Origin of the sequence: Pseudooceanicola aquaeponti, assembly GCF_050897975.1 — a bacterium.
Lineage (GTDB): Bacteria > Pseudomonadota > Alphaproteobacteria > Rhodobacterales > Rhodobacteraceae > Pseudooceanicola.
In genome coordinates this window covers 357,980-380,852 of sequence record NZ_JBPAXY010000004.1, presented here as the reverse complement: position 1 = coordinate 380,852, position 22,873 = coordinate 357,980, and the positions used below count along the sequence as shown (strand labels likewise).

Below are 22,873 nucleotides of genomic sequence, written 5' to 3'. Positions count from 1 at the left end.
AGGGTTGGACTGCGAAAAAAGCCCCTCCCGAGACCGGGAGGGGCTGGCAACCCTGGAGGGGGTCAAAGGTCCGAAAGGTCTTCGGGCAGGATCGAGGCCGGGATATCCTGGTAGCAGACCGGACGCAGGAAGCGACGGATCGACAGGGTGCCGACCGAGGTGGCGCCAAAGTTCGTGGAGGCCGGGTAAGGCCCGCCATGAACCATGGAATCGCAGACCTCGACCCCGGTGGGGAAGCCGTTGGCCAGCACCCGGCCCGCCATGCGTTCCAGCACCGGCAAGAGACGACGCCCCAAGGTCGCGTCGCTGCCGTCCATCTGTAGGGTTGCGGTCAACTGTCCAGAGAAGGCGCGGGCCACCTCAAGCATCTGCGCCTCGTCCGCGACCGTCACGATCACGCCCAACGGCCCGAAAACCTCTTCGCGCAGCACCTCGCTGGCCAGCCAGTCGGCGGCGCTGACGCGGAAAAGGAAGGGCCGCGCCTCACGCGGGCCACAGGTGGCAGAGACCAGGGCCTCGACCCCCGAAGCCGCGCCCACATGGGCCGCCCCGTCGGCATAGGCGCGGCCGATGCCCTCGGTTAGCATAACCTGCGCGCCACTGGCCGAAAGGGCGGTGGCGGTGGCCTGGGCGAAGATCTCTGCCGCCTCTCCCTCTTCGATCACGGCGATACCGGGGTTGGTGCAGAACTGCCCTGCCCCCATCGACAGCGATCCGGCCCAGCCCTGCCCCAGAGCCTCTGCACGCGTCGCTGCGGCGCCGGGCAGGACGAACATCGGGTTCACCGACCCCAGTTCGCCGAAGAAGGGGATCGGCTCTGGCCGCGCAGCGCAGAGATCGAAGAGCGCACGGCCACCGCCCAGAGAGCCGGTGAAGCCCACGGCGCGGATCAGCGGATGCTGCACCAGCGCCTGGCCCACGTCGCGCCGCCCGCCCTGGATCAGCGAAAAGACCCCGGCGGGCATCCCGGTGCGGGCGATGGCGGCATGAATGGCCTCGGCCACGATCTCGCCGGTGCCCGGGTGGGCAGAATGGCCTTTCACCACCACCGGGCAACCGGCGGCCAGCGCGGCGGCGGTGTCGCCGCCGGCGGTCGAAAAGGCCAGCGGGAAGTTCGAGGCACCGAAGACCGCCACCGGCCCGATGGGCCGCTGCATCATCCGCAGGTCGGGGCGCGGCAGGGGCTGCCGGTCGGGCAGCGCCGGATCATGGCGCACATCAAGGTAGCGGCCGTCACGAATGTGATCGGCAAAGAGCCGCAGCTGGCCGGTGGTGCGCCCGCGCTCACCCTGCAAGCGCGCCGCTGGCAGGCCGGTTTCGGCGGTGCCGATGGCGGTGATCGCCTCGGCCCGGGCCTCGATCTCCTCGGCAATGGCGTCGAGGAAGTCGGCGCGCGCCTCGCGCGTCGTGGCGCCGTAGTCGGCAAATGCCTCCTCGGCGGCGCGGCAGGCCTGATCCACCAGCTCGACCGTGCCGACGGAGAACTGGTGTACGGGCCCATGGGCCGGCTCGTTCGGGAAACGGGCCTCGGTCTGGATCCACTGGCCGGCGATCAGGTGGCCGCCGTGGGGGGTAAAGGGGGTATCGGTCATGGTTCAGTTCCTCTGTCCGGGCCGGGCGCTATCGCCTCAGGCCAGGCCGTTGGTTTCCAGGAAGCGGGCCATCTTGCCCTGCTGCGCCGAGGTCAGCGGCCAGGCCGAGGGCGCGCGCGTGCCGCCGCAGTCAAAGCCGGTGGCCTGCAATGCCGCCTTCACGCCGGTCACGTTGGTGCCGTTCAGCTCTTCCGCGCGGATGTCCTCGAAAGACTTCATCTCGGCGATCAGCGCATTGGCGGTGGCATAGTCGCCCGCCTCCAGCGCGGCATGGATCGCCAGCGACCGTTCGGGCCAGATGTTGATCAGACCGGAGGTGAAGCCGCGCGCGCCGACGGCGTAGAAGACCGGTGCCCAGACCTCGGCCAGGCCGCCGACCCAGACGATGGACGGATCACAGGCCGCCTTGGCCTCGGCCAGCTTCAGCGGGTTGGGGGTGGCCCATTTCACCCCGCGCACGCCCTCGACCTCGCACAGGGCGCGGATGTTGTCGGTGCCGATGGCATCGTTGCGCAGATAGACCATCATCGGCAGCCCGCCCGAGGCGCGCGAGACCTGTTGCAGGTAGTCGACCGTGCCGCGCGGGCTGACGAAGGGATCCGGCGGCTGGTGGATCATCAGCGCCGTTGCGCCGGCATCGGCCGAGGCCTCGGCCAGGCGGCAGGCATCGCGGATGCCGCGGCCGACACCCGCCAGCACGGGCGCCCGCCCGGCGACCATCGACACGACCTCGCGCGCCATGGTGCAGGCCTCTTCGGTGGTCAGGGCATAGAATTCGCCGGTGTTGCCGTTGACCACGGGCATGTGCAGCCCAGCAGTCAGGGCACGGTCGATGATCGGCGCCAGCTTCTGCGGCGCGATCTCGCCCACCTCGTCATAGGGGGTGACGAGGATGCCGGAAATGCCGGTCAGCGCGGTGTTCAGATCATGGGTCATGATGTCCGTCCTTCAGAAAATGTCGGGTTCACCTGCGGAGCGGCCGAAATCGGCCTGCAGGTAGTCGAAGTCGCAGCCCTTGTCGGCCTGGCTGACATGGCGGGAGAACATGTAGCCGTAGCCGCGTTCATAGCGGGGGGCGGGCGGGGTCCAGGCGGCGCGGCGGCGGGCCAGCTCATCGTCATCGACCAGCATGTCGAGGCGGCGGTTTTCCAGGTCCATGCGCACGATGTCCCCGGTCTGCAACAGCGCCAGCGGCCCCCCGACATAGCTTTCGGGTGCAACGTGCAGCACGCAGGCCCCGTAGGAGGTGCCCGACATCCGCGCGTCAGAGATCCGCAGCATGTCGCGGTGGCCCTGTTTCACCAGCGCCTTGGGGATCGGCAGCATCCCCCATTCGGGGAAGCCCGGCCCGCCCTGGGGCCCGGCATTGCGCAGGACCATGACGTGGTCGGGCGTGACCTCCAGCGTCTCGTCGTCAACGGCCTTCTTCATCTCGGGGTAGCTGTCGAAGACCAGCGCCGGACCCTCGTGGAAGTGGTACTTGGGATCGCAGGCGGCGGGCTTGATCACCGCGCCATCGGGGCAGAGGTTGCCGCGCAGCACCGCCAGCGACCCCTCGCGGTAGACCGGGTTCGACAGCGGGCGGATCACGTCGTCGTTGTAGACCTGTGCGCCCTCCAGGTTCTCGCCCATGCTCTGGCCGGTGACGGTCAGGCAGGTGGTATCCAGCCGGTCCTCGATCTGCTTCATCAGCGCCCGCAACCCGCCGGCGTAGAAGAAGTCTTCCATCAGGTAGTCCTTGCCCGAGGGGCGGACATTGGCCAGCAGCGGGGTGTCGCGGCCAAGCGCATCCAGGTCGTCCAGCGTCAGGTTCACGCCCGCCCGCCGCGCCATGGCGATCAGGTGGACGACGGCATTGGTGGAACAGCCGGTGGCCATGGCGACGATGGCGGCGTTGCGCACCGAAGCCTCGGTTACGACCCGATCGGGCGTCAGCTTTTCCCAGACCATGTCGACGATGCGCCGCCCGCAGGCGTTCGACATCCGCATGTGGCCGGAATCCACCGCCGGGATCGAGGAGGCGCCCGGCAGGGTCAGCCCCATGGCATCGGCAATCGCCGTCATGGTCGAGGCCGTGCCCATGGTCATGCAGACCCCGGCAGAGCGCGCGATGCCGCCCTGCACGCCCAGCCATTCCTCGTCCGAGATATTCCCGGCGCGCCGTTCATCCCAGTATTTCCAGGCATCCGAGCCTGACCCCAGGATCCGCCCGGCGTAGTGCCCGCGCAGCATCGGGCCTGCGGGCAGGTAGATCATCGGCACGCCCGCCGAGATCGCCCCCATCACCAGCCCCGGCGTGGACTTGTCGCAGCCGCCCATCAGGACGACGCCGTCCAGGGGGTGGGCGCGGATGTTCTCTTCGGTCTCCATCGCCAGCAGGTTGCGGTAGAGCATCGAGGTCGGCTTGTTGAAGCTTTCGTCGACGGAAATCGCGGGCAGTTCCACCGGCAGGCCACCGGCCTGGGCCACGCCGCGCTTCACGTCCTGGACGCGCTCGGGGAAGTGGCTGTGGCAGGTGTTCAGACCCGACCAGGTGTTGAGGATGCCGATGATCGGCTTGTCGCGGTATTCCTCTTCGGAATAGCCCAGCTGCATCATCCGCGAACGGTGGCCGAAGCTGCGCAGGTCATCGGGCGCAAACCAGCGGGCCGAGCGCAGTTCAGAAGGTTTCAGACGGTCGTCGGTCATCTTGTATCTCGGCTGTCTTGAGGTCGGGAGAGGGGCCGGGCGCGGACGCCCGGCAGGCAGGTCGGGGTCAGGCCGTGGCACGGAGGCGGCGGCGTTTCGCGATGATCCGCCAAAGCGAGAAGGCCAGCAGCAGGGCCGCCACCCCCAGCAGCGCGCCCGAGATCGGCCGGGTGACGAAGGTGGTCCAGTCGCCGTTCGAGTACATCAGCGCGCGGCGGAAGTTGGTCTCGAAGATGGTGCCCAGGACGAAGCCCAGCACCAGCGGGCCCAGGGGAAAGCCGAAGCGTTCCAGCAGGTAGCCGAAGACCCCGAAGCCCAGCATGATCCACAGATCGAAGGTGCGGTATTCGCCGACGTAGACGCCCACCACCATCAGCAGCGCCAGGCCGGGCACCAGGTAGTGGCGCGGGATCAGCAGGACGCGGGGGAACATGCGGATGGTCAGCAGCTGCACCAGCAGCAGCGTGAAGGTGGCCAGCAGGAAGGCGGCGTAGATGGTGGCGATCAGCCCCGGCTCGGACTTGTAAAGCAGCGGACCGGGCTGGATGCCGTGGATGGTGAAACCGCCGATCAGGATCGCCGTCACCCCGTCACCCGGGATGCCCAGGGTCAGCAGCGGCAGCAGCGCCCCGCCGACCGAGGCGTTGTTGGCCGACTCCGCCGCATAGATCCCCTCGACGCTGCCCTTGCCGAACTCTTCCGGCTTGCGCGAGGAGGACCGGGCGGCGCCATAGGCTACCAGGTTGGCCGCCGAGCCGCCGATGCCCGGCAACACGCCGATGCCGACGCCAATGGCGGAAGAGCGGATCATGTTGACGCCATTGCCGATGAATTCGGCCAGCCGCACGCCCTTGCCGCGCAGGTCCAGCTTTTCCTTGATCTGGAAGGTCGGCTCGGTGATCTCGCGGATCAGCTGGGCGACGGCAAAGAGGCCGACCATGAAGGGCACGATGCCGATCCCCGACAGCAGGTCGATATTGCCGAAGGTAAACCGCTGCGCCGACCCGATGGGCGCAAAGCCGATGGTGGAAAGCGACAGCCCCAGCACGGCGGCAATCAGCCCCTTGGTCAGGTCCGCCTCGGACAGGACCACGACCAGCACCAGGGCGGCGACGGTCAGTGCGGTATATTCAGCTGCGCCAAAGTTGATGGCAAAGCGCGAGATGACGGGGGCGAAGGCCACCAGCACCGCCATGCCCAGAAGGCTGCCCACGGCGCTTGCCACCATGCCGGTGGCCAGGGCCTTGATCGCCTGCCCCTTGCGGGCCAGCGGGTAACCGTCAAAGGTCGTGGCGATAGAGCTGGGGGTGCCGGGAATGCGCAGCAGCGTCGCCGCCACCAGCCCGCCCGAGACGCCGCCGATATAGGTGGCGATCAGCATGGCGATGCCGGTGTCGGGCTGCATGGCGAAGGTCACCGGCAAAAGCAGCGCAATGGCCATGGTGGCGCTGAGCCCCGGCAGCGCGCCAAAGATCAGGCCGACCGTGACCCCCATCAGCATCAGGGCCAGGATCTTCGGCTCGAACAGGTGAACTAGGCTCGCGAGAACCAGATCGAACATTGGGAAACTCCTATGGTCTCAGGCGAACCAGACGCCCGGGACCGCCAGGTCCAGAAGGTGGGTCATGATCAGCCCCAGCAGGATCACCACCACCAGCGCCACGGCGCTGCGCGCCAGGATGCGCGGCAGGGTCAGCGTGTCCATCAGGCTCATGGTGATGGCCAGGAACAGCGTGGCGGACAGCGAGAAGCCCAGCGGCGTGAAAAGCGCGAGGAAGCCCATGAAGGCCAGGGCGATGCCGATACGGCGCGGCAGGCTGGGCGGATCCAGGGTGCCAAGCTGCGGCGCGGGCGCGTCCTCCGGGGCGGCTTCGGTGGCATCGGCCGTGGCGCGCGCCGTCTCGCTGAGCATCGGGGCGGCGGGGCGGCGCAGGGCCAGCGACAGCCCCAGGAGCGCCAGCAAACCGCCGAGGATCAGCGGCACGAGTTGCGGCCCGGGATCGCCGGAGCCGGGAAAATTCTGTTGGATCTGCAAAGCGCCAGCCAGCATCGCCAGCCCGAGCGCCACGCAGATGGCGCCGATGATACGGTCCGTGGTCATGTCACCCCCATGGAGACAGGTCCGCCGCGCGAGGCCCGAAGGCCCCGCGCGGCACGCCTGGCCTTACTCGGCCAGAAGGTCTGCGATGGTCGCGTTTTCGCTGGCCAGGAACTCGGCCGCAGCGGCCGGGCCGCGCAGCGCCGGCACCTGGGCCTGGGTCGCCAGACGGGCCGCATAGTCGGGGTCGGCAGCGATCTCGGCCACAACGGCCTCGAAGGCTTCGCTGACCGAGTCATCCACCGTTTCCGGGCCATAGACCGTCATGGTCAGCGGCAGCGAGAAGTCCATGCCGACATCGGCGGTGGTCGGGAATTCGGGGGCTGCGGGATCAGGCTCAGAGCTCATCACGGCCAGCACGGTCATTTGCCCGTCGGCGGAATACTGGATCGCGTTGGCCACGCTCATCGAGATCACGTCGACCTGGCCACCCAGCAGGGCGGTGGTGCGGTCGGCCTCGGTCCCGGCATCGACGATGCGCAGGTTGCCCCCGGTGGCGGCGTTGATCGCCTGCCCCTTGACCTGGGTGGTGCCGCCCAGCTGCGAGCCGACGTTCAGCTCTCCGGGGTGCTCCTTGGCGTAGGCGACGAACTCTTCCATGTTGGAATAGGGCGCATCGGCGCGCACCGCGTAAACCTCGTTCACCGCCGAGGTGGTGGCCAGCGGCGTGAAGCTGTCCCAGGCGAAGGGCGACTGGCCGAAGAGGTTGGCCGTATGCAGCGCGGCGTGGAAGAACAGCAGGACGGAACCGTCATCGGCGCCGCGCACCACGGATTGGGCCGCGATCACGCCGCCGCCGCCGGGCTGGTTCACGATGGCCACGGTCGCATCGGAATGTTTCTCGAAGAACTCGGCGAACAGGCGGGCCCCGGCGTCGGTGCCGCCACCGGGCTTGGCGGGCACGAAGACACGCACGGTATCCACGGGGTAGTCCACCTCGGCCAGGGCCGCAGTGGGGGCCAGCAGGGCGCTGGCGAGCATCAGTTTTGTCAGAAGCTTAGACACGGTTTTCTCCTCCAATAAACCGGGATCGCGCCGCCGTCGGCGGCCGCTTTGCACCGCCGGGCCTCCCCCTGGACGATGACAAATGTTGTAAATATTGATTACTTATATTCCTGCAAGAAGGTCAACAACAAAGGCCGGTCACATCCAAGATTTGCAAACTTTTACATCTTTTCAGGACGCTACGGCGAACCACGCGCCGACACCAACAGAAGCGCCGCAAAAGCGAGATCCGCAAAAAGGGAAGTTAACTATACAATCGCTGCAACCCCACGATTCGCGGAGCAACGATGACTGCCCCCAAGGACCCGCCACTCTCCCCTGCCCCCGCCACGGGACGGACGCCGCGCGATACGGCCTACCAGCGGCTTTACCAGCGGATCACCACCGGGGACTGGCCGGTTGGCGCACGCCTGCCGCCGGAAGCGGAGCTGGCACAGATCCTGGAGGTTCCCCGCTCCGCTCTGCGTCAGGCACTCCTGCGCCTGCGCCTGGACGGGATCGTGGAATCCCGCCAGGGCGCCGGCACGCGGGTCATCAACCCTCCCAGCCCAACAGTGCTCGATCATGTGGAGGCCAGCGCCATCGCCGAAACACTTGCCTGTTACGAATACCGCGCCGGGCTGGAGGGCGAAGCCGCGGCCCTGGCCGCCACACGGGCCACCCCCGCCGACCTTGCGGCGATGGAGGCCGCCTGCGCAGCAGCCGAGAGCGGATTGACCGACCCCTCGGTCGTGGGCCGGGAGGAGGATGCGGCCTTTCACCTGGCCCTCGCCCGGGCCACCGACAACCCCTTCTATCTGCAAGCGATTTCGGCCGTCCTGCCGGCGATCCGCAGCGGCGTGACCATTGCCATCACCCTACCTCACCGCAGCCGGGACGAGCGGCTGCGCACCATGGCCGCCGAACACCGCGCCATCCTGGCGGCAATTGCCGCAGGCGACGCCGACACCGCCCGCGACCTTATGCGCCGCCATATCGAGGACGCCCGGCGGCGCGTCTTCCTGGGGGAGAAGCACAGCCGTGGCGCCCTGCCCGCCACGGATCAGTCCGAAACGTAGCCTGCCCCATGGGCCGCGCGGTCCCACTCGACCAGCGGCGCGCGCAGGCGCTCCAACGCGTCTTCATCCAGCTCGACCCCCAGCCCCGGACCGGTGGGCACGGCGATCTGGTTGTCCTTAATCTGGACCTTTTCCTTCACCACATCCTCGGCATAGAGCAGCGGCCCCACCGGATCGGAGGCGGTGGCGATCTCGGCCATCGAGGCGCCAAGGTGGGCATGGGCGGCGGTGCCGATGCTCAGCTCCTGGGTGGTGCCGATCAGGGTGCGCAGCCCCGCCAGCTCGGCCAGGGCAACCAGTTTCTTGACCTGCAACAGGCCGCCCGAGTTGACCGTCACGTTGAAGATGTCCACCGCATCGGCGCGGATCATCGCCATGGCCTGCGAGGCCGAGGAGCAATGCTCGGAGATATCCGCCTCCACCCGGCGGCGCAGCTCGGCCATACCGGCGAAATCCTCGCGCCAGCTGGGGCTTTCGATCACCTCGAAGCCGAACTGCTTCAACCGGTCATAGGCGCGCAGCGTGTCCTTCCAGTAGTGCCGGGCCTGGAAATCCAGCGCCTTCAGCATCACCCGGTCGCCGAACCGGTCGCGCAGCGCCGCCAGGAAGGCCTCATCCTTCTTGAAGTCCACCCCGACGTAATAACGGAAGCGGGAAATGCCCTGATCCAGAAGCTCTTGAATATACCCGAGGTTCCGCTCGTAATCCGCCTCCGACTTCACCTGGAACAGCGGATAGCAGATGTCGATCCGGTCCCGCACCTGGCCGCCGAGGAAGGTGTGGACGGGGGTATCCAGCGCCTTGCCCATGATGTCGAAGCACGCCATGTCGATGCCCGCGGCGATCTGGGACGCCGGGGTGAAGGGCGGATAGCTGGGCGCCGAGAGGAAGTAGTTATGCAGGAACTTGGCCATCTCGTTGTGCATCGCCTGCACCGCGAAAGGGTCGCGCCCCAGGACAATCTTCTCGATCCCGACCCGCACCGCGTCGACGTCGGGCATGTACATGCGGTAGCAATCCAGGTCCGATATCTCGCCCAGCCCCGTCACCCCCTCGTCCGTATGCATCTGCAAGATCAGGTGAGAGCTGATCGAACCGGTGCGCCGATGGGTCTGGATCGGCACGAGGGAAATTGACGTGATCTTCATGGGGTCCTCCGGGGGTCTCGGGTCACCCGCTCCTCTGCCGGTGACCGCCGCCGGGCACAGCTCGCCCGACCTTGCGGCGCAACCTGTCGGGCGCTGCAAGATATGTCAATTTAATTATCTTATATTTGTCAAATTTGACAGATCGCGCCCGGCGGGGCTCAGCTGTCCTGGTCGATGATCCGGTGCCGCACGCTGACCAGATGATAGCGCATGTAGAGCCGGGCCAGCTCGGCATCGCCGACGCTGATCGCATCGAAGATGTCGCGATGCTCCTGCAAGACCCGACGCTTGCGCGCCTCGGGGCGGACCACCGTGATCGAGGAGGCGATGCGCATCGTGCCCACCATGTCGGGCTTCAGCAGCATCAGCTGCTTTTCGAACAGGTCGTTGTCCGAGGCGCGGGCGATCTCGAGGTGGAAGTCGAAGTCGGCCTCCAGCGAATCCTCGCCGCGCTCCATCGTCTCTTCCATTTTCTGCAACGCCTGCTGAAGGCGCCGCAGCCGGGCCTGGTTGATGCGCAGCGCCGCCAGGCGGGCGGCCTCGGACTCCAGGCACTGACGCACTTCGTAGGCGCGCATGTACTGGGCGATGCGGGCGTCGTCAGTGTAATGCGCCATCTCATGCGGCGGCAGGCGCAGCACGAAGGTGCCAGAGCCGCGCCGGGCGTCGATCAGACCGTCGGTCTGCAAGTGTTGCAGCGCCTCGCGCACCACGGGACGCGAGACATCGTACATGGCCGCCAGCTCCTTTTCCGTCGGCAGCCGCTCTCCCACCGCGTAGCGACCGGTCGAAAGCTGCAACAGGATCTGGGCATAGACCTCATCCGCCAGGCGCCGCTTGCGCAGCGGGGCGACGACGGGATGGGCATCGGCACTGGGGATTTGAGACACGAGGCACTACCACCGGAATTTGTAAATTTGTCCAAAAACATAACTGGCGTCCGGCGACACCGCAACCTGGCCTTTAGGTCTGTGATCGTTGCAGAAGATCGCGCACCGGGGCGATCAACGCCTGCCCCAAAGCCCGCGTATTGGCCGCATCCAGATGCACCCCATCGACCGGGCTGGCTTGCACATATGGCGCCACGTCGAAGAAGCCGCACCCCTGAGCCTTCGCCAGGTCGGCATAGACCTCGGACAGCTTGTGGCTTTCCTCCACACGGCGGCCAGATTGCGGGCCGCTGCCGTCGGCCTTCAGAACGAAATGCGGCGGCGACACGATCAGCACCTTGGGCGCCTGCATACCCCAGGCGTAGGGAAAGCTGCGCACTATCTCGACCAGCCGCCCCATGCCGGCCGCAGCGGCGTGCACCGTGGGACAGATCTGCGCCTTCAGGTCGTTGGCCCCCAGCATGATGATGACCAGGTCCAAAGGCGAATGGCTGGCCAGCATCATCGGCAAAGCCCGCGCACCGTTGCGATCGAATGCCGCCGTCAGGTCATCATGGGCCGTGGTGCGCCCCCCAAGCCCTTCGGGAATGATATGGTAAGCGGCGCCGAGACCTGCCCCCAGAACGGTCGGCCAGCGATCCTCGTAGAGGTGCCGCCCGCCCTCAACAGGGTTGGTGCCCCAGGTCAGGCTGTCTCCGAAGGCAAGGATATTCCGGGTCATCAATTTATTCACCAAATTTACAACTTCGTCTTTACTAGCTCGACTGGTGACCCATTACCAGTCGCCAAACATCGCCCCCGTGAAACGACGCCACTACGGGCATGACCAGGCGCCCAGAGCTGGCGGCGCCCTGCTTCAAAAGCAGGCCATGGCATATTCCAAACTCACGCCGGGTTTCTGGACTTGAAGTCGAGAGTGGCGGGCCTGCCGTCCACCCCGAGATATGTCAGCGCCCAGCGGGCGGCCTGACCGGCACCCCAAGACCAAAGCCGGTCCCGAGCGACGCGTCCTTGCGGTTCCGCGGCCCCTTTACCGTGATCCTGACGATCCAGCGCCGGACGCCGGAAGGATCCACCACCAACACCCTGATGAGCAAAGAAAAGGGCCGCCCAGGGCGACCCGATCAAACACCGCAAATGACGGTGGCGGAGGAGGTGTCCGTATAACCGCCATTCTTCGAGATCCCGCAAAGTTCGTCGATGTTCATTTTTCCTCATATTTTTCATACAACTAAATTCGCACCCGCCCCTTGCAGTTCGTTAGCGTCCGCCCCAAATCAGGTTCAAGTGTGGGAATGAATGTGGGAATGATATGGCTCTTACAGCGCGCAAGGTTGAAACAGCGGCGCCTGGCCGACACGGCGACGGGCGGGGTCTTTATCTCTATGTGAAGCCCTCGGGCGCGCGCTCTTGGGTGCTGCGCTACCAAGTGCATGGACGGCGACGTGACCTTGGGCTTGGCGCCTATCCTGACGTCAGCCTTGCCATGGCCCGTGACCGTGCCGCCGAAGCGCGGAGGCAGATCGCCGAGGGCGAGGATCCTATCGCCAAGAAGAGACAGGCCAAACCCAAGACCTTTAGGGACACCGCCCTGGAGCTGATCGAAAGCAAGCGCCCCGGCTGGAAGAATGCCAAGCACGCGGCACAATGGACCTCGACCCTTGAAACCTACGTCTTCCCCAAGATCGGCGCGGTGCAGGTCGCCAAGATCGAAACCTCTGACGTGATTTCGACCCTGACACCGATCTGGTCCGAGAAGCCCGAGACCGCCAACCGTGTGCGCCAGAGAATCGAAGCCGTGCTCGACTATGCCTCTGCCCTGGGCATCCGCAGCGGCGACAACCCGGCGCGGTGGCGGGGACACCTCGACCACCTCTTGCCGAAACCAAAGAAGGTGCGCGCGGTCAAACACCACCCGGCCCTCCCCCATGCGCAGATCGCCGATTTCATGACCGACCTTGCCAAACGGGAAGGGGTTGCGGCACGGGCGCTTGCCTTTACCATCCTTACGGCGGCCCGCTCTGGTGAAACGCGCGGCATGACCTGGGCCGAGGTGGATTTAGGCGCGCAGGTCTGGACCATTCCGGCAGAACGCATGAAGGCGGCGAAAGAACACCGCGTTCCGCTGAGCGATGCAGCCCTGGCCCTGCTTGGGCGGCACGGCGAAGACCTGCCCGGCGAGGCACTGATCTTTGGCAGCGACACCAAACCCGGAAAGCCGATCTCCGACATGAGCATGGCCGCCGTCCTGCGCCGGATGGGCCGCGAAGGGATCACGGTTCACGGCTTCCGGTCCACCTTCCGGGATTGGGCAGGCGAGACCACCGGGTTTCCGCGCGAGGTAATCGAAGCGGCGCTGGCGCATGGCATCAAGGACAAGGCAGAGGCCGCCTATGCCCGATCTGACCTCTTCGACAAGCGGCGCAAGCTGATGGAAGCCTGGGCCATGCGGGCATCAACGCTAAAGGACGACAGCAAAGTGGTCATCTTCGCGAAAGACACGACCGCAACCTAGGGCGCCTTCCAACGCAGCAGCGTTTCGGCCTGGCTCAGGACCAGGTTGATGGCGGCGGGGGCCAGGTCCGGTGGGTAGCCGTATTTCTTCAGAATGCGTCGGACCAGCACCCGCAGCTTGGCGCGGGCGCTTTCCTTGCGCTGCCAGTCCACGGTGACGTTCTGCTGAAGCTGCTCGACCAGGACATGGGCGATCTTGCGCAACTCTTCATTGCCCAGCACATCCATCGCGCTTTGGTTCTCTGCCAGGGCATCATAGAAGGCCAGCTCTTCTTGGCTTAGCCCCAGATCCTCGCCCCGCTGCGCCGCCGCCTTCATGTCCTGGGCCATGTCGATCAGCTCTTGGATCATCTCCAGGCTGGTGATGGCGTTGGCATGATAGCGGGCAACAGCGGCCTGCAACCGTTCGGAAAAGGCCTTGGCCTCGACCACGTTCTGCTGCTGGCGCGCCTTGATCTCACCCGCCAAAAGCTTCTTCAGGGCCTCCAGCGCCAGGTTCTTCTGTTCCATGGTCTGGATCTCGGCCAGGAACTCTTCGGAGAGAACCGAGATCTCCGGGCTTTTCAGCCCTGCCGCCGCCAAGACGTCAATGATGCTGGCGTCGGAAATAGCCTCCGAGATCAGCTGACCTACCGCGAACTCTTTCTCACGCTGGCTTAGCCCGGACTTGGGCGAGGATTTGGACATGGCCGCCCGCACGGCCTGAAAAAAGCCCACCTCCTCTTTCACCGACTGCGCGTAATCGCTAGCGGCGGCCAGGGCAAAGGCCTTGGACAGGTTGGCGACCAGATCGGCGTAATAGTTCAGCGCTGCCTTCTTGGCCTTTTCTTCGGTCTCCGCATCCGCTCGGGCCTTCTGCCGGGCCAAGGCCCATTCAATCGCCCCGGCCAGTGCCTGCAACCTGTCTTGCGGCGCACCTATGATCCCGCCCTGATAGTCGAAACCCGCAAAGAAGGCCTGGCAGCGTTCGACCAGTTCTTGAAGCGTTGCAACCGCTTCCTCTTCGTCGATGCCGGTCTGATCGCGATCCGTCGCGGTGTAGTTTTGCAACGCCTTCCGCAGGTTCTGGCCGATCCCGATATAATCGACCACCAGACCGCCCGGCTTGTCCTTGAACACGCGGTTCACCCGGGCAATCGCCTGCATCAGGCCATGGCCGCGCATCGGCTTGTCGATATACATCGTGTGCATACTGGGCGCATCGAAGCCGGTCAGCCACATATCCCGCACGATCACCAGCTTCAGTGGGTCGTCTGGATCCCGCGCCCGTTTCGCCAGAAGATCCCGGCGCGCCTTGCTGCCGATATGGGGCTGCCAATCCAGCGGGTCAGAGGCCGAGCCGGTCATCACGACCTTGACCGCCCCCTCTTTGTCATCGTCGGAATGCCAGGCCGGGCGCAGCGCCACGATCCGCTGATAGAGATCAACGCAGATGGCCCGGCTCATGCAGACGACCATGCCCTTTCCCGCCATCGCCTCGACCCGGTCCTCGAAATGGGTGACGATGTCCTGGGCGACCTTGTCCAGCCTCGGGGGCGCACCCACCAGGCGCTCGACACTCGCCCAGCTCGATTTGGCCTTTTCCTGTTCCGCCAGGGTTTCATCGTCGAACAGCGCATCGACCGCCGCGTCTATTTCCGGCAGCTTGTCCTCTTCCAGTTCGACCCGCGCCAGACGGCTTTCATAGTAGATCGGCACGGTGGCCTTGTCCTCGACCGCGCGGCTGATGTCGTAGATATCGACATAATCCCCGAAGACTGCGGGCGTGTTCACATCCGTTGCCTCAATCGGCGTGCCGGTGAAGCCCGCGAAGGACGCATTCGGCAGGGCCTGGCGCAGGAAATGCGCATAGCCATAGCGCCGCAGGCCGGTTGTGCCGTCCAGCTTGGCGTCGAACCCATACTGGCTGCGGTGCGCCTCATCGGCGATGACAATGATGTTGCGCCGGTCCGACAGCATCGGGAAGGCCTCTTCCCCGGCCAGCGGAGAGAACTTTTGCAGGGTCGAGAAGATCACCCCGCCGGATTGCCGGTCCAGCTTTGCCCGCAGATCCTCGCGGTCCTCGATCTGCTCGGGCGTCTGGCGGATCAGGTCGCGGCACAGCGAGAAGGTGCCGTATAGCTGATCGTCCAGGTCGTTGCGGTCCGTCACCACCAGCACCGTGGGGTTTTGCAGCGCGGGCGCGCGCACCAGAAGACCGGCAAAGAAGGCCATCAGGAAACTTTTGCCCGACCCCTGGGTGTGCCAGATCACCCCGACCTTGCGGTCCCCCTCGGCGCTGACCGCCTGAATGGCGCTGTCCAGCGCCTTTCGCGCGCCGTGGAACTGGTGATAGCCCGCGATCACCTTGAAGACGCCATCGCCCCGGTCGCCGAACACCGTAAAATCGCGCAGCAGCTGCAACAGCCGCTCGGGCTGCATCACGCCGCGCAGCAGGGTGTCCATCTCCTTTGGCCCCTCGGGGGTAAAGTCGTCCTTGGCCCCGGTCACCGTGCGCCAGGGCATGAACCGATCCTCCCCCGCGCTCAGCGAGCCCACGCGCGCCAACAGCCCGTCCGAGGTGATCAGCGCCGCATTGGTGCGAAACAGCGAGGGGATCTGCGCCTTGTAGGTCTGAAGCTGGTGGAAGGCGTCGGCAATCGTCGCCGTCTCGCTGGCGGCGTTCTTCAGCTCGATCACCACCAGGGGCAGACCGTTGACGAAGGCGACCACATCGGGACGGCGGTTATGGCCGCTTTCGACCACGGTGAACTGGTTCGTCACCATGAAGTCGTTGTTGGCCGGGGTGGCAAAGTCGATCAGGCGCACCTTGTCGCCCTTGATCGACCCGTCGGCGCGGCGGAATTCCACGTCGATCCCATCGACCAACAGCCGGTGCAGGCGCCGGTTTTCCTCGATCAACGAGGGGGTTTCCGAGATCTGGACCTGCCGCAGCGCCTGTTCCAGCGCCTCTTCGGGGATCTCGGGGTTCAGCCGCCGCGCCGCATCGTGCAGCAGCCCCGCCAGCACCACATCGCCGTTTGACACGCGCCGCCTGTCCGGCCCGTCCGGCGCAATCGCCAGCGGCTCTTCATAGCGCCAGCCCAGCTCTTGCAGGATATGCAGCGCGGCCTGTTCGACGAGGTCTTCGTTAAACATCCCCTACCTCTTCAGCCGGACCAAGAAAGCGAGACGGGTCGAGTTCTTTGACTCTTGGGCGGAAAACGCGATCAAATGCCTCCAGGCTTTCAATCATCCACGCGCGATACTCTGCCCAACGGGCCGCATCATCCAAGGGGCATTCCGTCTTGTAATAGATGATCCGGCAGGCGCGCTTCTCGGGCAAAGGCTTCCAAACCACCGAGAACCCCAATTCCGCTTCGATGTCTTCCCTCGACTGCTCAAGCTCTCGGAAAAAGGCGGCGGCATTTTCGTCACCTAGGTACAGTTCAACGGCGAGACTGTTCTCGCGCGTGTTCAGGATCGCCCCAAGGCGCATCCCCGAGCGTCCAATGGGCAGGTTCGTCCAGTGCTGAGGCCGGGGCTTTTGCGTTCTGATGCGTGGGTTCGACTGAAGGTCGGCGTGCAGCTTTTCCCAGAAGGCCAGTTGCATCTGCTTTGTGTCGGTCAAAGCCTCGGCCTCGATCCTTCGCGTGGCCGCCCCTACGGTCTTTGACCATTCGTTGGGCTTGGAGATAATGTTGAACTTCGGCGCCGCCGGGCTTTGGCCGATCCGCCACAACTCCACCTCCAGCGCGAAGAAACGGAAATCGTCGCCGGTCACCGCGTTAAGCCAGTCCAGCGCGGCGCGGTGTTCCTCGGTGAAGGTTGCCGCCACCCAGACGATGGTCACCGCCTTCAGCCCCGCCGCATAGGTGATAAGCTGCCCCAGGTGCCGATGATCCGTGCGCTCTAGCTGGTTCTCGATCAGAACCCAGCTGTCGTTCCGGATATCCTTGCACAGGATGTCGGCGCGGAACGGCCCGACCTCCTTTTCCTGCGCCTCGACCTCCAACTCCAATCCCAGGGTGTCGGCAAGCAGCGAAATGTTTTCCTCTCGCGCAAGCCAGGGCGTGAAGTCTTGATCTTCGGTCTTCCAGATGTCCCGCAGGTCGATTTTCTCTAGACGGCCAAGGGTCATGACAGGGCCTCCGCATCTTTCAGGCGGATTTCGCCGGACATGAGTTTGGGCAAAAGCAGGTCGCGAAGGGCGGCGAGGGTTTGGTTCTCTTCCTCGCTGGATTTGATCCTGCCGTAGAAAAGCTCTGTGAGCTCTGCAAATGCGGCCATGGTGTCCCGTGGAGCGACCGTAGCCAGGATAGGCTTGAAATTCTTCTTGCTAATCTCTTGGAAGGTCGAGCCATTGGCGTTGGACTCGATCGTCTCCATGTTCGCCTCGCACCATAGTTTGGCAAAGTGCGTCGGGAACCTTTCAGTTGGCCTCAAGACAATAAAGCCTTGGTTCACCGCAACGGGTGCCGAGGCGATGGCGAGATAGCCGATAGGTGCTCGGGACGACATCAACACGCTTCCCGCTGGCGACAATCCGCTACTAACCTTTGCCAGCCCCGCGTCTGAGAGCTTTCGTTCTGTTTCCCTGAGGAAAACCCCCGCAAGCTTAGACAAATCACGTGGGGTCGCCCAAAGATGAGTCCCACCAGCCCAAAACGCCTCTGTCTTGGTACTCGGCGTCCCACCTCCAACTATCTCTGCCAGATCCCCGACTGGCCGCTTACTCCACCCCTCGGGCAAGCCGTCCTCCCCCAGTGTCGCGGGGAACAGCGGGGCGAGGGGGGCGGCTTTGTCGGCGGGGAAGGCCTGGCCCAGGATCGCGGCGGGGTCGGTTGCGCCCGCCATCTGGCGGCGGGTCGGGCCGAAATCGACGAACCAATCCCGAAACAGCGCCCGCGCCATCTCTTCCAGGGTCTCATTCATCCGCCGGTTCAGCTCGATTTTGTCGTCGAGGGCGCCGAGCACCCGGGCAACGCTCTTTTGCGTATCGACGTTGGGTATGCGCACCTGCGCTTCGTGCAAATGATTACGATTAACTCCGGGCACCGCAGCCTTATCCGAATAGGCCATGAAATCGACACCACGAAGAAAATAGGAAATGAACCTGGGATCATTCCCCTTAAAATCGCGAACATAGAGCGTGGTATTCAAGGGCCAAAAATCTTCAGACACGTAGAAGACCTGCCCAATTGTTCCGTAGCGCCCCGTCACAACACCGGGTGCGGCTACTTTAGGCTGATTGTGCCGTCCAGTCGGCCCAGATGACGAGATAATCGGCGTTGCCCCAGCGACCCGTTTTGAAGTGGGCAAATCATATCCCCGCTTCAATTCTATGACGTCACCGAGACGCTTTTCGCTCCAAACCTCAGGCATCGCTACTCACCTGAGCCAAGCTTTGCCGGATCGTCTGGCCAAGCTTTTCAGAAGCCGACATCTGATCGAATAGCTTAGCTTGCAGCGCCGCGAACCTCTCCTCAAACGGCACCCCGTCGCCCTCCTCCTCGGCGGCGCCCACATAGCGCCCCGGGGTCAGCACGTGGTCGAACTTGCGGATGGTCTCCAGCCCCTCGGATTTGCAGAACCCCGGCACATCGGCGTAGGCGTCCCAGCCCTGCGCCTCCAGCGTCTCGGGCCGGGCGCGCCAGCGGCGGTAGGTGCCCGCGATCTTCTCGATATCCTCGGCGGAAAACTCGCGCCGCACCCGGTCCACCATGTGGCCCAGGTTGCGGGCATCCAGGAACAGCACCTCGCCGCGCCGGTCGCGCAGCCCGTTGGCGGATTTGTCGCGGCTGAGGATCCACAGGCAGACGGGGATCTGGGTCGAGTAGAACAGCTGCCCCGGCAGGGCGACCATGCAATCGACGCGGTCTTCCTCGATCAGGCGCTTGCGGATCTCGCCCTCGCCGCTGGTCTGCGACGACATCGAGCCATTGGCCAGCACAACCCCCGCATGGCCGCGCGGCGCCAGGTGGTGGATGATATGCTGGATCCAGGCGAAGTTGGCGTTGCCCTTGGGCGGAATGCCATATTGCCAGCGCTCATCCTCGGTCAGGCGGTCGCCGCCCCAGTCCGAGATGTTGAAGGGCGGGTTGGCCAGGATGTAATCGGCCTTCAGCCCCGGGTGCGCGTCCTTGTGGAAACTGCCCGCGCTGTCCCAGGCGATATCGGCGTCGATGCCATGGACCGCCAGGTTCATCTTTGCCAGGCGCCAGGTGGTATGGTTGATCTCTTGCCCGTAGACCGCCAGGTTCAACGGGTTGCCGCCGTGTTCAGCGATGAACTTCTCGGATTGAATGAACATGCCGCCCGAGCCGCAGCAGGGGTCATAGACCCGGCCCTGGTAGGGCTCCAGCATCTCGACCAGGGTCCGCACGACAGACCGGGGGGTGAAGAACTCGCCGCCGCGTTTGCCCTCGGCGCTGGCAAAGCCCGAGATGAAGTATTCATAGACCCGGCCCAGCAGATCGCGCGCCCGGTCGGCGCTGTCATGCAGCTTGATGTTCGAGAAGAGGTCGACCAGCTCGCCCAGCATGGTCTTGTCCAGGGTGGGCCGCGCGTAGGTCTTGGGCAGGACGCCCTTCAGGCTTTCGTTCGTCGGCTGCGCCTCGATGGCTTCCATCGCATCGTCGATGATCTTGCCGATATTCTCGGACCGGGCGTTTTGCTGGACAAAGGACCAGCGGGCGGTCTCGGGCACCCAGAAGACGTTCTCGGCCAGGTATTCCTCGGGGTCCTCGGGGTCGGCCAGGTCGTCTTGCGACAGTTCCTCATGTTTGGCCTGAAACGCCTCGGAGATGTATTTCAGAAAGATCAACCCCAGCGCGACGTGCTTGTATTCCGAGGGCTCCAACCCTCCGCGCATCTTGTCGGCGGCTTTGAAAAGATCGGCGGCAAAGTCGAGATCTGCTTTTCGGGTGTCTTGGGCCATTCAATCGGAACTTTCAAAAACCTGTATTCCGTTAACCAGTAGCAGAGCCATTCCGCGCTTCACAATGGGCGCCATTCGATGGTCGCGGCATCCTGCGAACGCAAATAGCTTGCACCATACGCCCGCGAACCCCATAATTTGTGCACCCCGAATCCAGAGGCGCAACATATGGCATCATTCAAAGGCTTCATTCGCAGATCCCCGCCCCCACGGCTGAGGGCCTATTTCGCCGCGCAGGGTGTTGATGCCCCCGCAGATTTCGATTGGACCAGCGAGGGGCGCGGGACGGCTTTGGCACGATCCGTCGAGGCGTTGCTCTCGGAGCTGCCGGACGCGCAGCAAGACGCGCTGACATCGGAATTGGAGCTTCTGAGCGAATTGGCCGACGACACCGGGATGACCGGCGCAGAGCAGGTGTGCGCCGGGTCGGGGATTTCGCTTGAGGGGTTCGACGGCATCGAAGACGTCCTGCTGATGCTGGCCACCCAGCACCCCGACATGATCAACAAGGTGCAGGTGCAGATGTCCCTGCTGCAACGGACCGGCGGCAGACAATGGGCGCGCTATCAGTTCCCGAAAGACGGCAAGCCATGGGCTCTCGACGACGCAGGCGCGCGCGCAAGCTTCCTCGAAGACGCGGTCGAGATCCTCAACCTGCCAGCGCATCGCAAACGAGAAGCTGATTGGTATCACTCGGTCCGTATGGATCCGCTGAGCGGCCAGGAAAGCCAACTGACCCAGGCCACGATCTACATCGAAGAGCGCGCCCGAAGCGAACTTGCCTTCAAAGATGACACCCTCGAACGGCAAACCGTGCAAAAGGTTCTTGAGATCGGCATCGCCTGTGACCCCAGTCAGAAGAGCGTCGAAATCTACGCGAAGGGGGGCCGCAAAGCCCGCCAAAGGTATATTCAGTCATTCGCAGAGCATTTCGCCCAGCATTCCGAGACCCCAGTTCAGGTGCCCCGCCGCGATGTTCAGCTCGACGTGCTGCGCGATAACCCGACATTTGAAACTGCCCCCGCAGACGGGATCCAACGGGTCGAGGTTTCCTCGCTGTCCTTCCGGTCATCCGACGGTGGTTTCGCCAGGGTCGAAAAGCGGGGTGAGAACGAAACCCTCTATGCCTTCCTAGACCGCCGTTTCGGCCCCGCCTCTCCGCTGCGCGCCAGCGGCTGGTCGATCCTGTCCGCAACGCTGCGCATCCATCTTGCGCCGAAGGACGGCAAGAGAGGGCGCATATTGACCGTCACGCTAAGCGCCCCCAATACAACAAGCGTTCCGAACAAGACCGAGGCCGAACGACAGTTTGTGCATGGGCTTCTGGAACGCTGGCAACTGCTTGCACCCCCGCCCAACGACGATGACTTGTTCGAGGTGGTCGAGTGAACGCCGCGTCCCGGCTTTGCGAGATCATCGCACAAGGCGGCAAAGTATCCTCTGGCTTCTATGACGGCGACCGAAGCTTCGCCGCGCTTGTGCAACATGGCTTCTTGCGAAAAGCGGGCGTGCTTGACGCGGTGGTGTGCGACGAATGCAGCGAGGCGCACTCTGCCCCTGTCGTTTATGAGCAGCTCGACCATGGGTATTATTGCCCCGAACTGGGGCTGGTAAAGCTCGCCCCCGAGCAGGTGATTGCATACCGCCCCGACCTTCCGTTTCTGATCGGCAAGTTGGCCGATCTTCTCGACTGTGAGCAGCGTAAGGCAACCCCACTTCAAGACCAGACCTGGCGTATCGGGGCCTTCACGGCAGCGCACGATAAGATCATGCTTTACTTCCATCCGCGCTTGCAGACCGAGGAAGATGCACGCCAGCTGCAAGATACACTAAGCCGCCATGCCCGGTCACGTTGGCGGTTGATCCTGACCTGTCAGGGCGCTTGGCCAATGGCAGACATCGTGACGGCCCACCTCGATCAAGTCGTCGATCTGGACCCAACGACCGGCGCGCTGCGCCTTCTAGAAGACCCCGGAACTCTGGCTGGAGCGCCCAGAGCAAGCACTGTCGGGCGACCAGATCAGCATGGTCATCTGATCAAGCCCCTGATCGAGGATCGCATTTCGACAGGCGCAGCCGCCACAGCGATCAAGGCCGAAGCACGCGCGGTTAAAGCCATTTTCGAAGCCGCCTATCCGGGCAAGCCCCTTCCCTCCGATTCCACCTTGCAGCGATACGTTAGAGCCGCCCGCAAGGGTTCATAAGGGGTTCAAAACCGCGCACCTATTTTGAACCCCTCCGCGTCCCGCATCGTCCGCCTGTACCCAAGCAAAGGAGTATGGGCCATGACGGACGCCACCGATATTCTGAACCAAATCCCCCAAGTTCTCGCTGTGTCGCCAAACGAAGCGGCGCGCCTGTGCAGCATCGGGCGTACGACGCTCTACGCCGCGCTGTCTTCGGGCGACTTGAAAAGCGTCAAGATCGGGACACGCCGCCTGATCACGCTCGATGCTTTGCGCGCCTGGCTGAAGCGAAACGAAACCCAGGGCAGCGAGTGAGACGCAGATGCCGAAGCAAGCGCGCCTGAGCGGGATCAAGTCGTTCCGCTGCTACACATTCGAGGAAGCGGCAGAGGTGACAGGCGTCAGCGACCGAACGATCCGCAACTGGGCATCGGCCGGGCTACGCATCATGGACGACACGCGGCCCAAGCTTATCCGAGGCGACGACTTGCGCCGGTACATCAAAGCGCAACGCAGAAAGCGGTCGGTGAAAACACAGATCGACACCTTCTATTGCTTTCGTTGCAAAGCAGAGCGGCACGCAGCAGAGGGGCTCGCCGACTGTGACATGACCGGGGAACGGGCGAGGCTGACGGCTCTTTGCGGGGCCTGCGGAACGATCATGTCCAAGCCTATCTCCGCATCCCGTGTTTCGGAGCTTTCCCGCATCCTCGACCTCAAAATCATGCGGCACTAGCGAACATTAAGGTGGTGGGCAGAGGCCCCCGTGATTTTC

General features: G+C 64.4%; 19 protein-coding genes. 6 read left to right on the top strand and 13 right to left on the bottom strand.

Annotated elements, in window-relative coordinates:
- Nucleotides 1-62 precede the first annotated feature (62 nt).
- The 6 genes from ACRARE_RS11660 to ACRARE_RS11635 form a co-directional block, all read right to left on the bottom strand.
- Nucleotides 63-1,592 (bottom strand): aldehyde dehydrogenase (NADP(+)), encoded by a 1,530-nt coding sequence (locus ACRARE_RS11660; protein ID WP_432656611.1) that lies wholly within the window; start codon nt 1,590-1,592, stop codon nt 63-65.
- Between the two features lie 36 nt (nt 1,593-1,628).
- Entirely contained in the window at nt 1,629-2,528 is a 900-nt protein-coding gene (locus ACRARE_RS11655) for a dihydrodipicolinate synthase family protein (protein WP_432656610.1), read from the bottom strand.
- Between the two features lie 12 nt (nt 2,529-2,540).
- Nucleotides 2,541-4,280 (bottom strand): L-arabinonate dehydratase, encoded by a 1,740-nt coding sequence (gene araD, locus ACRARE_RS11650; protein ID WP_432656609.1) that lies wholly within the window; start codon nt 4,278-4,280, stop codon nt 2,541-2,543.
- A gap of 67 nt (nt 4,281-4,347) precedes the next feature.
- Nucleotides 4,348-5,841 (bottom strand): tripartite tricarboxylate transporter permease, encoded by a 1,494-nt coding sequence (locus tag ACRARE_RS11645; protein ID WP_432656608.1) that lies wholly within the window; start codon nt 5,839-5,841, stop codon nt 4,348-4,350.
- Nucleotides 5,842-5,859: 18 nt separating this feature from the next.
- On the bottom strand, nt 5,860-6,381 hold the full coding sequence (locus ACRARE_RS11640) for a tripartite tricarboxylate transporter TctB family protein (protein ID WP_432656607.1): 522 nt from the start codon (nt 6,379-6,381) through the stop codon (nt 5,860-5,862).
- Nucleotides 6,382-6,444: 63 nt separating this feature from the next.
- Nucleotides 6,445-7,383: a tripartite tricarboxylate transporter substrate binding protein gene (locus tag ACRARE_RS11635; RefSeq protein WP_432656606.1), complete on the bottom strand. Its 939-nt coding sequence runs from the start codon at nt 7,381-7,383 to the stop codon at nt 6,445-6,447.
- A gap of 287 nt (nt 7,384-7,670) precedes the next feature.
- On the opposite strand from ACRARE_RS11635, the gene ACRARE_RS11630 reads away from it, so the two are divergent.
- Entirely contained in the window at nt 7,671-8,441 is a 771-nt protein-coding gene (locus tag ACRARE_RS11630) for a FadR/GntR family transcriptional regulator (RefSeq protein ID WP_432656605.1), read from the top strand.
- On the opposite strand, the gene ACRARE_RS11625 is transcribed toward ACRARE_RS11630, so the two are convergent.
- The 3 genes from ACRARE_RS11625 to ACRARE_RS11615 form a co-directional block, all read right to left on the bottom strand.
- Entirely contained in the window at nt 8,426-9,589 is a 1,164-nt protein-coding gene (locus ACRARE_RS11625; RefSeq protein ID WP_432656604.1) for a mandelate racemase/muconate lactonizing enzyme family protein, read from the bottom strand. The genes ACRARE_RS11630 and ACRARE_RS11625 overlap by 16 nt on opposite strands.
- 158 nt (nt 9,590-9,747) lie before the next feature.
- On the bottom strand, nt 9,748-10,479 hold the full coding sequence (locus ACRARE_RS11620; protein WP_222478199.1) for a FadR/GntR family transcriptional regulator: 732 nt from the start codon (nt 10,477-10,479) through the stop codon (nt 9,748-9,750).
- Nucleotides 10,480-10,552: 73 nt separating this feature from the next.
- Complete coding sequence (locus ACRARE_RS11615) at nt 10,553-11,200, bottom strand: SGNH/GDSL hydrolase family protein (RefSeq protein WP_432656603.1); 648 nt, start codon at nt 11,198-11,200, stop codon at nt 10,553-10,555.
- Between the two features lie 591 nt (nt 11,201-11,791).
- On the opposite strand from ACRARE_RS11615, the gene ACRARE_RS11610 reads away from it, so the two are divergent.
- Nucleotides 11,792-12,994, top strand: a complete 1,203-nt coding sequence (locus ACRARE_RS11610; RefSeq protein WP_432656602.1) for a tyrosine-type recombinase/integrase — start codon at nt 11,792-11,794, stop codon at nt 12,992-12,994.
- On the opposite strand, the gene ACRARE_RS11605 is transcribed toward ACRARE_RS11610, so the two are convergent.
- The 4 genes from ACRARE_RS11605 to ACRARE_RS11590 are packed head-to-tail and all read right to left on the bottom strand — an operon-like array spanning nt 12,991 to nt 19,912.
- On the bottom strand, nt 12,991-16,131 hold the full coding sequence (locus ACRARE_RS11605) for a type I restriction endonuclease subunit R (RefSeq protein WP_432656601.1): 3,141 nt from the start codon (nt 16,129-16,131) through the stop codon (nt 12,991-12,993). The two genes, ACRARE_RS11610 and ACRARE_RS11605, sit on opposite strands and share 4 nt — an antisense overlap.
- The gene (locus ACRARE_RS11600; protein WP_432656600.1) at nt 16,124-17,113 is read right to left on the bottom strand and encodes a DUF4268 domain-containing protein; all 990 of its coding nucleotides are present in this window, start codon (nt 17,111-17,113) and stop codon (nt 16,124-16,126) included. The genes ACRARE_RS11605 and ACRARE_RS11600 overlap by 8 nt, the downstream gene beginning before the upstream one ends.
- Nucleotides 17,110-18,357, bottom strand: coding sequence for a restriction endonuclease subunit S (locus ACRARE_RS11595; RefSeq protein WP_432656599.1), 1,248 nt, complete (start codon nt 18,355-18,357; stop codon nt 17,110-17,112). The genes ACRARE_RS11600 and ACRARE_RS11595 overlap by 4 nt, the downstream gene beginning before the upstream one ends.
- Complete coding sequence (locus tag ACRARE_RS11590) at nt 18,350-19,912, bottom strand: class I SAM-dependent DNA methyltransferase (RefSeq protein WP_432656598.1); 1,563 nt, start codon at nt 19,910-19,912, stop codon at nt 18,350-18,352. Before ACRARE_RS11590 ends, ACRARE_RS11595 begins: the two co-directional genes overlap by 8 nt.
- Before the next feature lie 168 nt (nt 19,913-20,080).
- On the opposite strand from ACRARE_RS11590, the gene ACRARE_RS11585 reads away from it, so the two are divergent.
- The 4 genes from ACRARE_RS11585 to ACRARE_RS11570 all read left to right on the top strand — a co-directional run bounded on the left by ACRARE_RS11585 (nt 20,081) and on the right by ACRARE_RS11570 (nt 22,834).
- Nucleotides 20,081-21,301, top strand: a complete 1,221-nt coding sequence (locus ACRARE_RS11585) for a hypothetical protein (RefSeq protein ID WP_432656597.1) — start codon at nt 20,081-20,083, stop codon at nt 21,299-21,301.
- A complete protein-coding gene (locus ACRARE_RS11580) occupies nt 21,298-22,116 on the top strand; it encodes a hypothetical protein (protein WP_432656596.1) in 819 nt (272 codons plus the stop codon). The genes ACRARE_RS11585 and ACRARE_RS11580 overlap by 4 nt, the downstream gene beginning before the upstream one ends.
- An 81-nt stretch (nt 22,117-22,197) precedes the next feature.
- The gene (locus ACRARE_RS11575) at nt 22,198-22,413 is read left to right on the top strand and encodes a helix-turn-helix domain-containing protein (RefSeq protein WP_432656595.1); all 216 of its coding nucleotides are present in this window, start codon (nt 22,198-22,200) and stop codon (nt 22,411-22,413) included.
- 7 nt (nt 22,414-22,420) lie between these two features.
- Nucleotides 22,421-22,834, top strand: coding sequence for a helix-turn-helix domain-containing protein (locus ACRARE_RS11570; protein WP_432656594.1), 414 nt, complete (start codon nt 22,421-22,423; stop codon nt 22,832-22,834).
- Nucleotides 22,835-22,873: the final 39 nt, after the last annotated feature.

What these genes read in the sequence shown, in the direction of transcription:
- ACRARE_RS11655 (WP_432656610.1), bottom strand. Translation starts at nt 2,528, where the DNA reads ATGACCCATGATCTGAACACCGCGCTGACCGGCATTTCCGGCATCCTC.
- ACRARE_RS11645 (WP_432656608.1), bottom strand. Translation starts at nt 5,841, where the DNA reads ATGTTCGATCTGGTTCTCGCGAGCCTAGTTCACCTGTTCGAGCCGAAG.
- ACRARE_RS11640 (WP_432656607.1), bottom strand. Translation starts at nt 6,381, where the DNA reads ATGACCACGGACCGTATCATCGGCGCCATCTGCGTGGCGCTCGGGCTG.
- ACRARE_RS11570 (WP_432656594.1), top strand. Translation starts at nt 22,421, where the DNA reads ATGCCGAAGCAAGCGCGCCTGAGCGGGATCAAGTCGTTCCGCTGCTAC.
- ACRARE_RS11660 (WP_432656611.1), bottom strand. Translation starts at nt 1,592, where the DNA reads ATGACCGATACCCCCTTTACCCCCCACGGCGGCCACCTGATCGCCGGC.
- ACRARE_RS11605 (WP_432656601.1), bottom strand. Translation starts at nt 16,131, where the DNA reads ATGTTTAACGAAGACCTCGTCGAACAGGCCGCGCTGCATATCCTGCAA.
- ACRARE_RS11610 (WP_432656602.1), top strand. Translation starts at nt 11,792, where the DNA reads ATGGCTCTTACAGCGCGCAAGGTTGAAACAGCGGCGCCTGGCCGACAC.
- ACRARE_RS11590 (WP_432656598.1), bottom strand. Translation starts at nt 19,912, where the DNA reads ATGGCCCAAGACACCCGAAAAGCAGATCTCGACTTTGCCGCCGATCTT.
- ACRARE_RS11585 (WP_432656597.1), top strand. Translation starts at nt 20,081, where the DNA reads ATGGCATCATTCAAAGGCTTCATTCGCAGATCCCCGCCCCCACGGCTG.
- ACRARE_RS11595 (WP_432656599.1), bottom strand. Translation starts at nt 18,357, where the DNA reads ATGCCTGAGGTTTGGAGCGAAAAGCGTCTCGGTGACGTCATAGAATTG.
- ACRARE_RS11575 (WP_432656595.1), top strand. Translation starts at nt 22,198, where the DNA reads ATGACGGACGCCACCGATATTCTGAACCAAATCCCCCAAGTTCTCGCT.
- ACRARE_RS11630 (WP_432656605.1), top strand. Translation starts at nt 7,671, where the DNA reads ATGACTGCCCCCAAGGACCCGCCACTCTCCCCTGCCCCCGCCACGGGA.
- ACRARE_RS11625 (WP_432656604.1), bottom strand. Translation starts at nt 9,589, where the DNA reads ATGAAGATCACGTCAATTTCCCTCGTGCCGATCCAGACCCATCGGCGC.
- ACRARE_RS11615 (WP_432656603.1), bottom strand. Translation starts at nt 11,200, where the DNA reads ATGACCCGGAATATCCTTGCCTTCGGAGACAGCCTGACCTGGGGCACC.
- ACRARE_RS11600 (WP_432656600.1), bottom strand. Translation starts at nt 17,113, where the DNA reads ATGACCCTTGGCCGTCTAGAGAAAATCGACCTGCGGGACATCTGGAAG.
- araD (WP_432656609.1), bottom strand. Translation starts at nt 4,280, where the DNA reads ATGACCGACGACCGTCTGAAACCTTCTGAACTGCGCTCGGCCCGCTGG.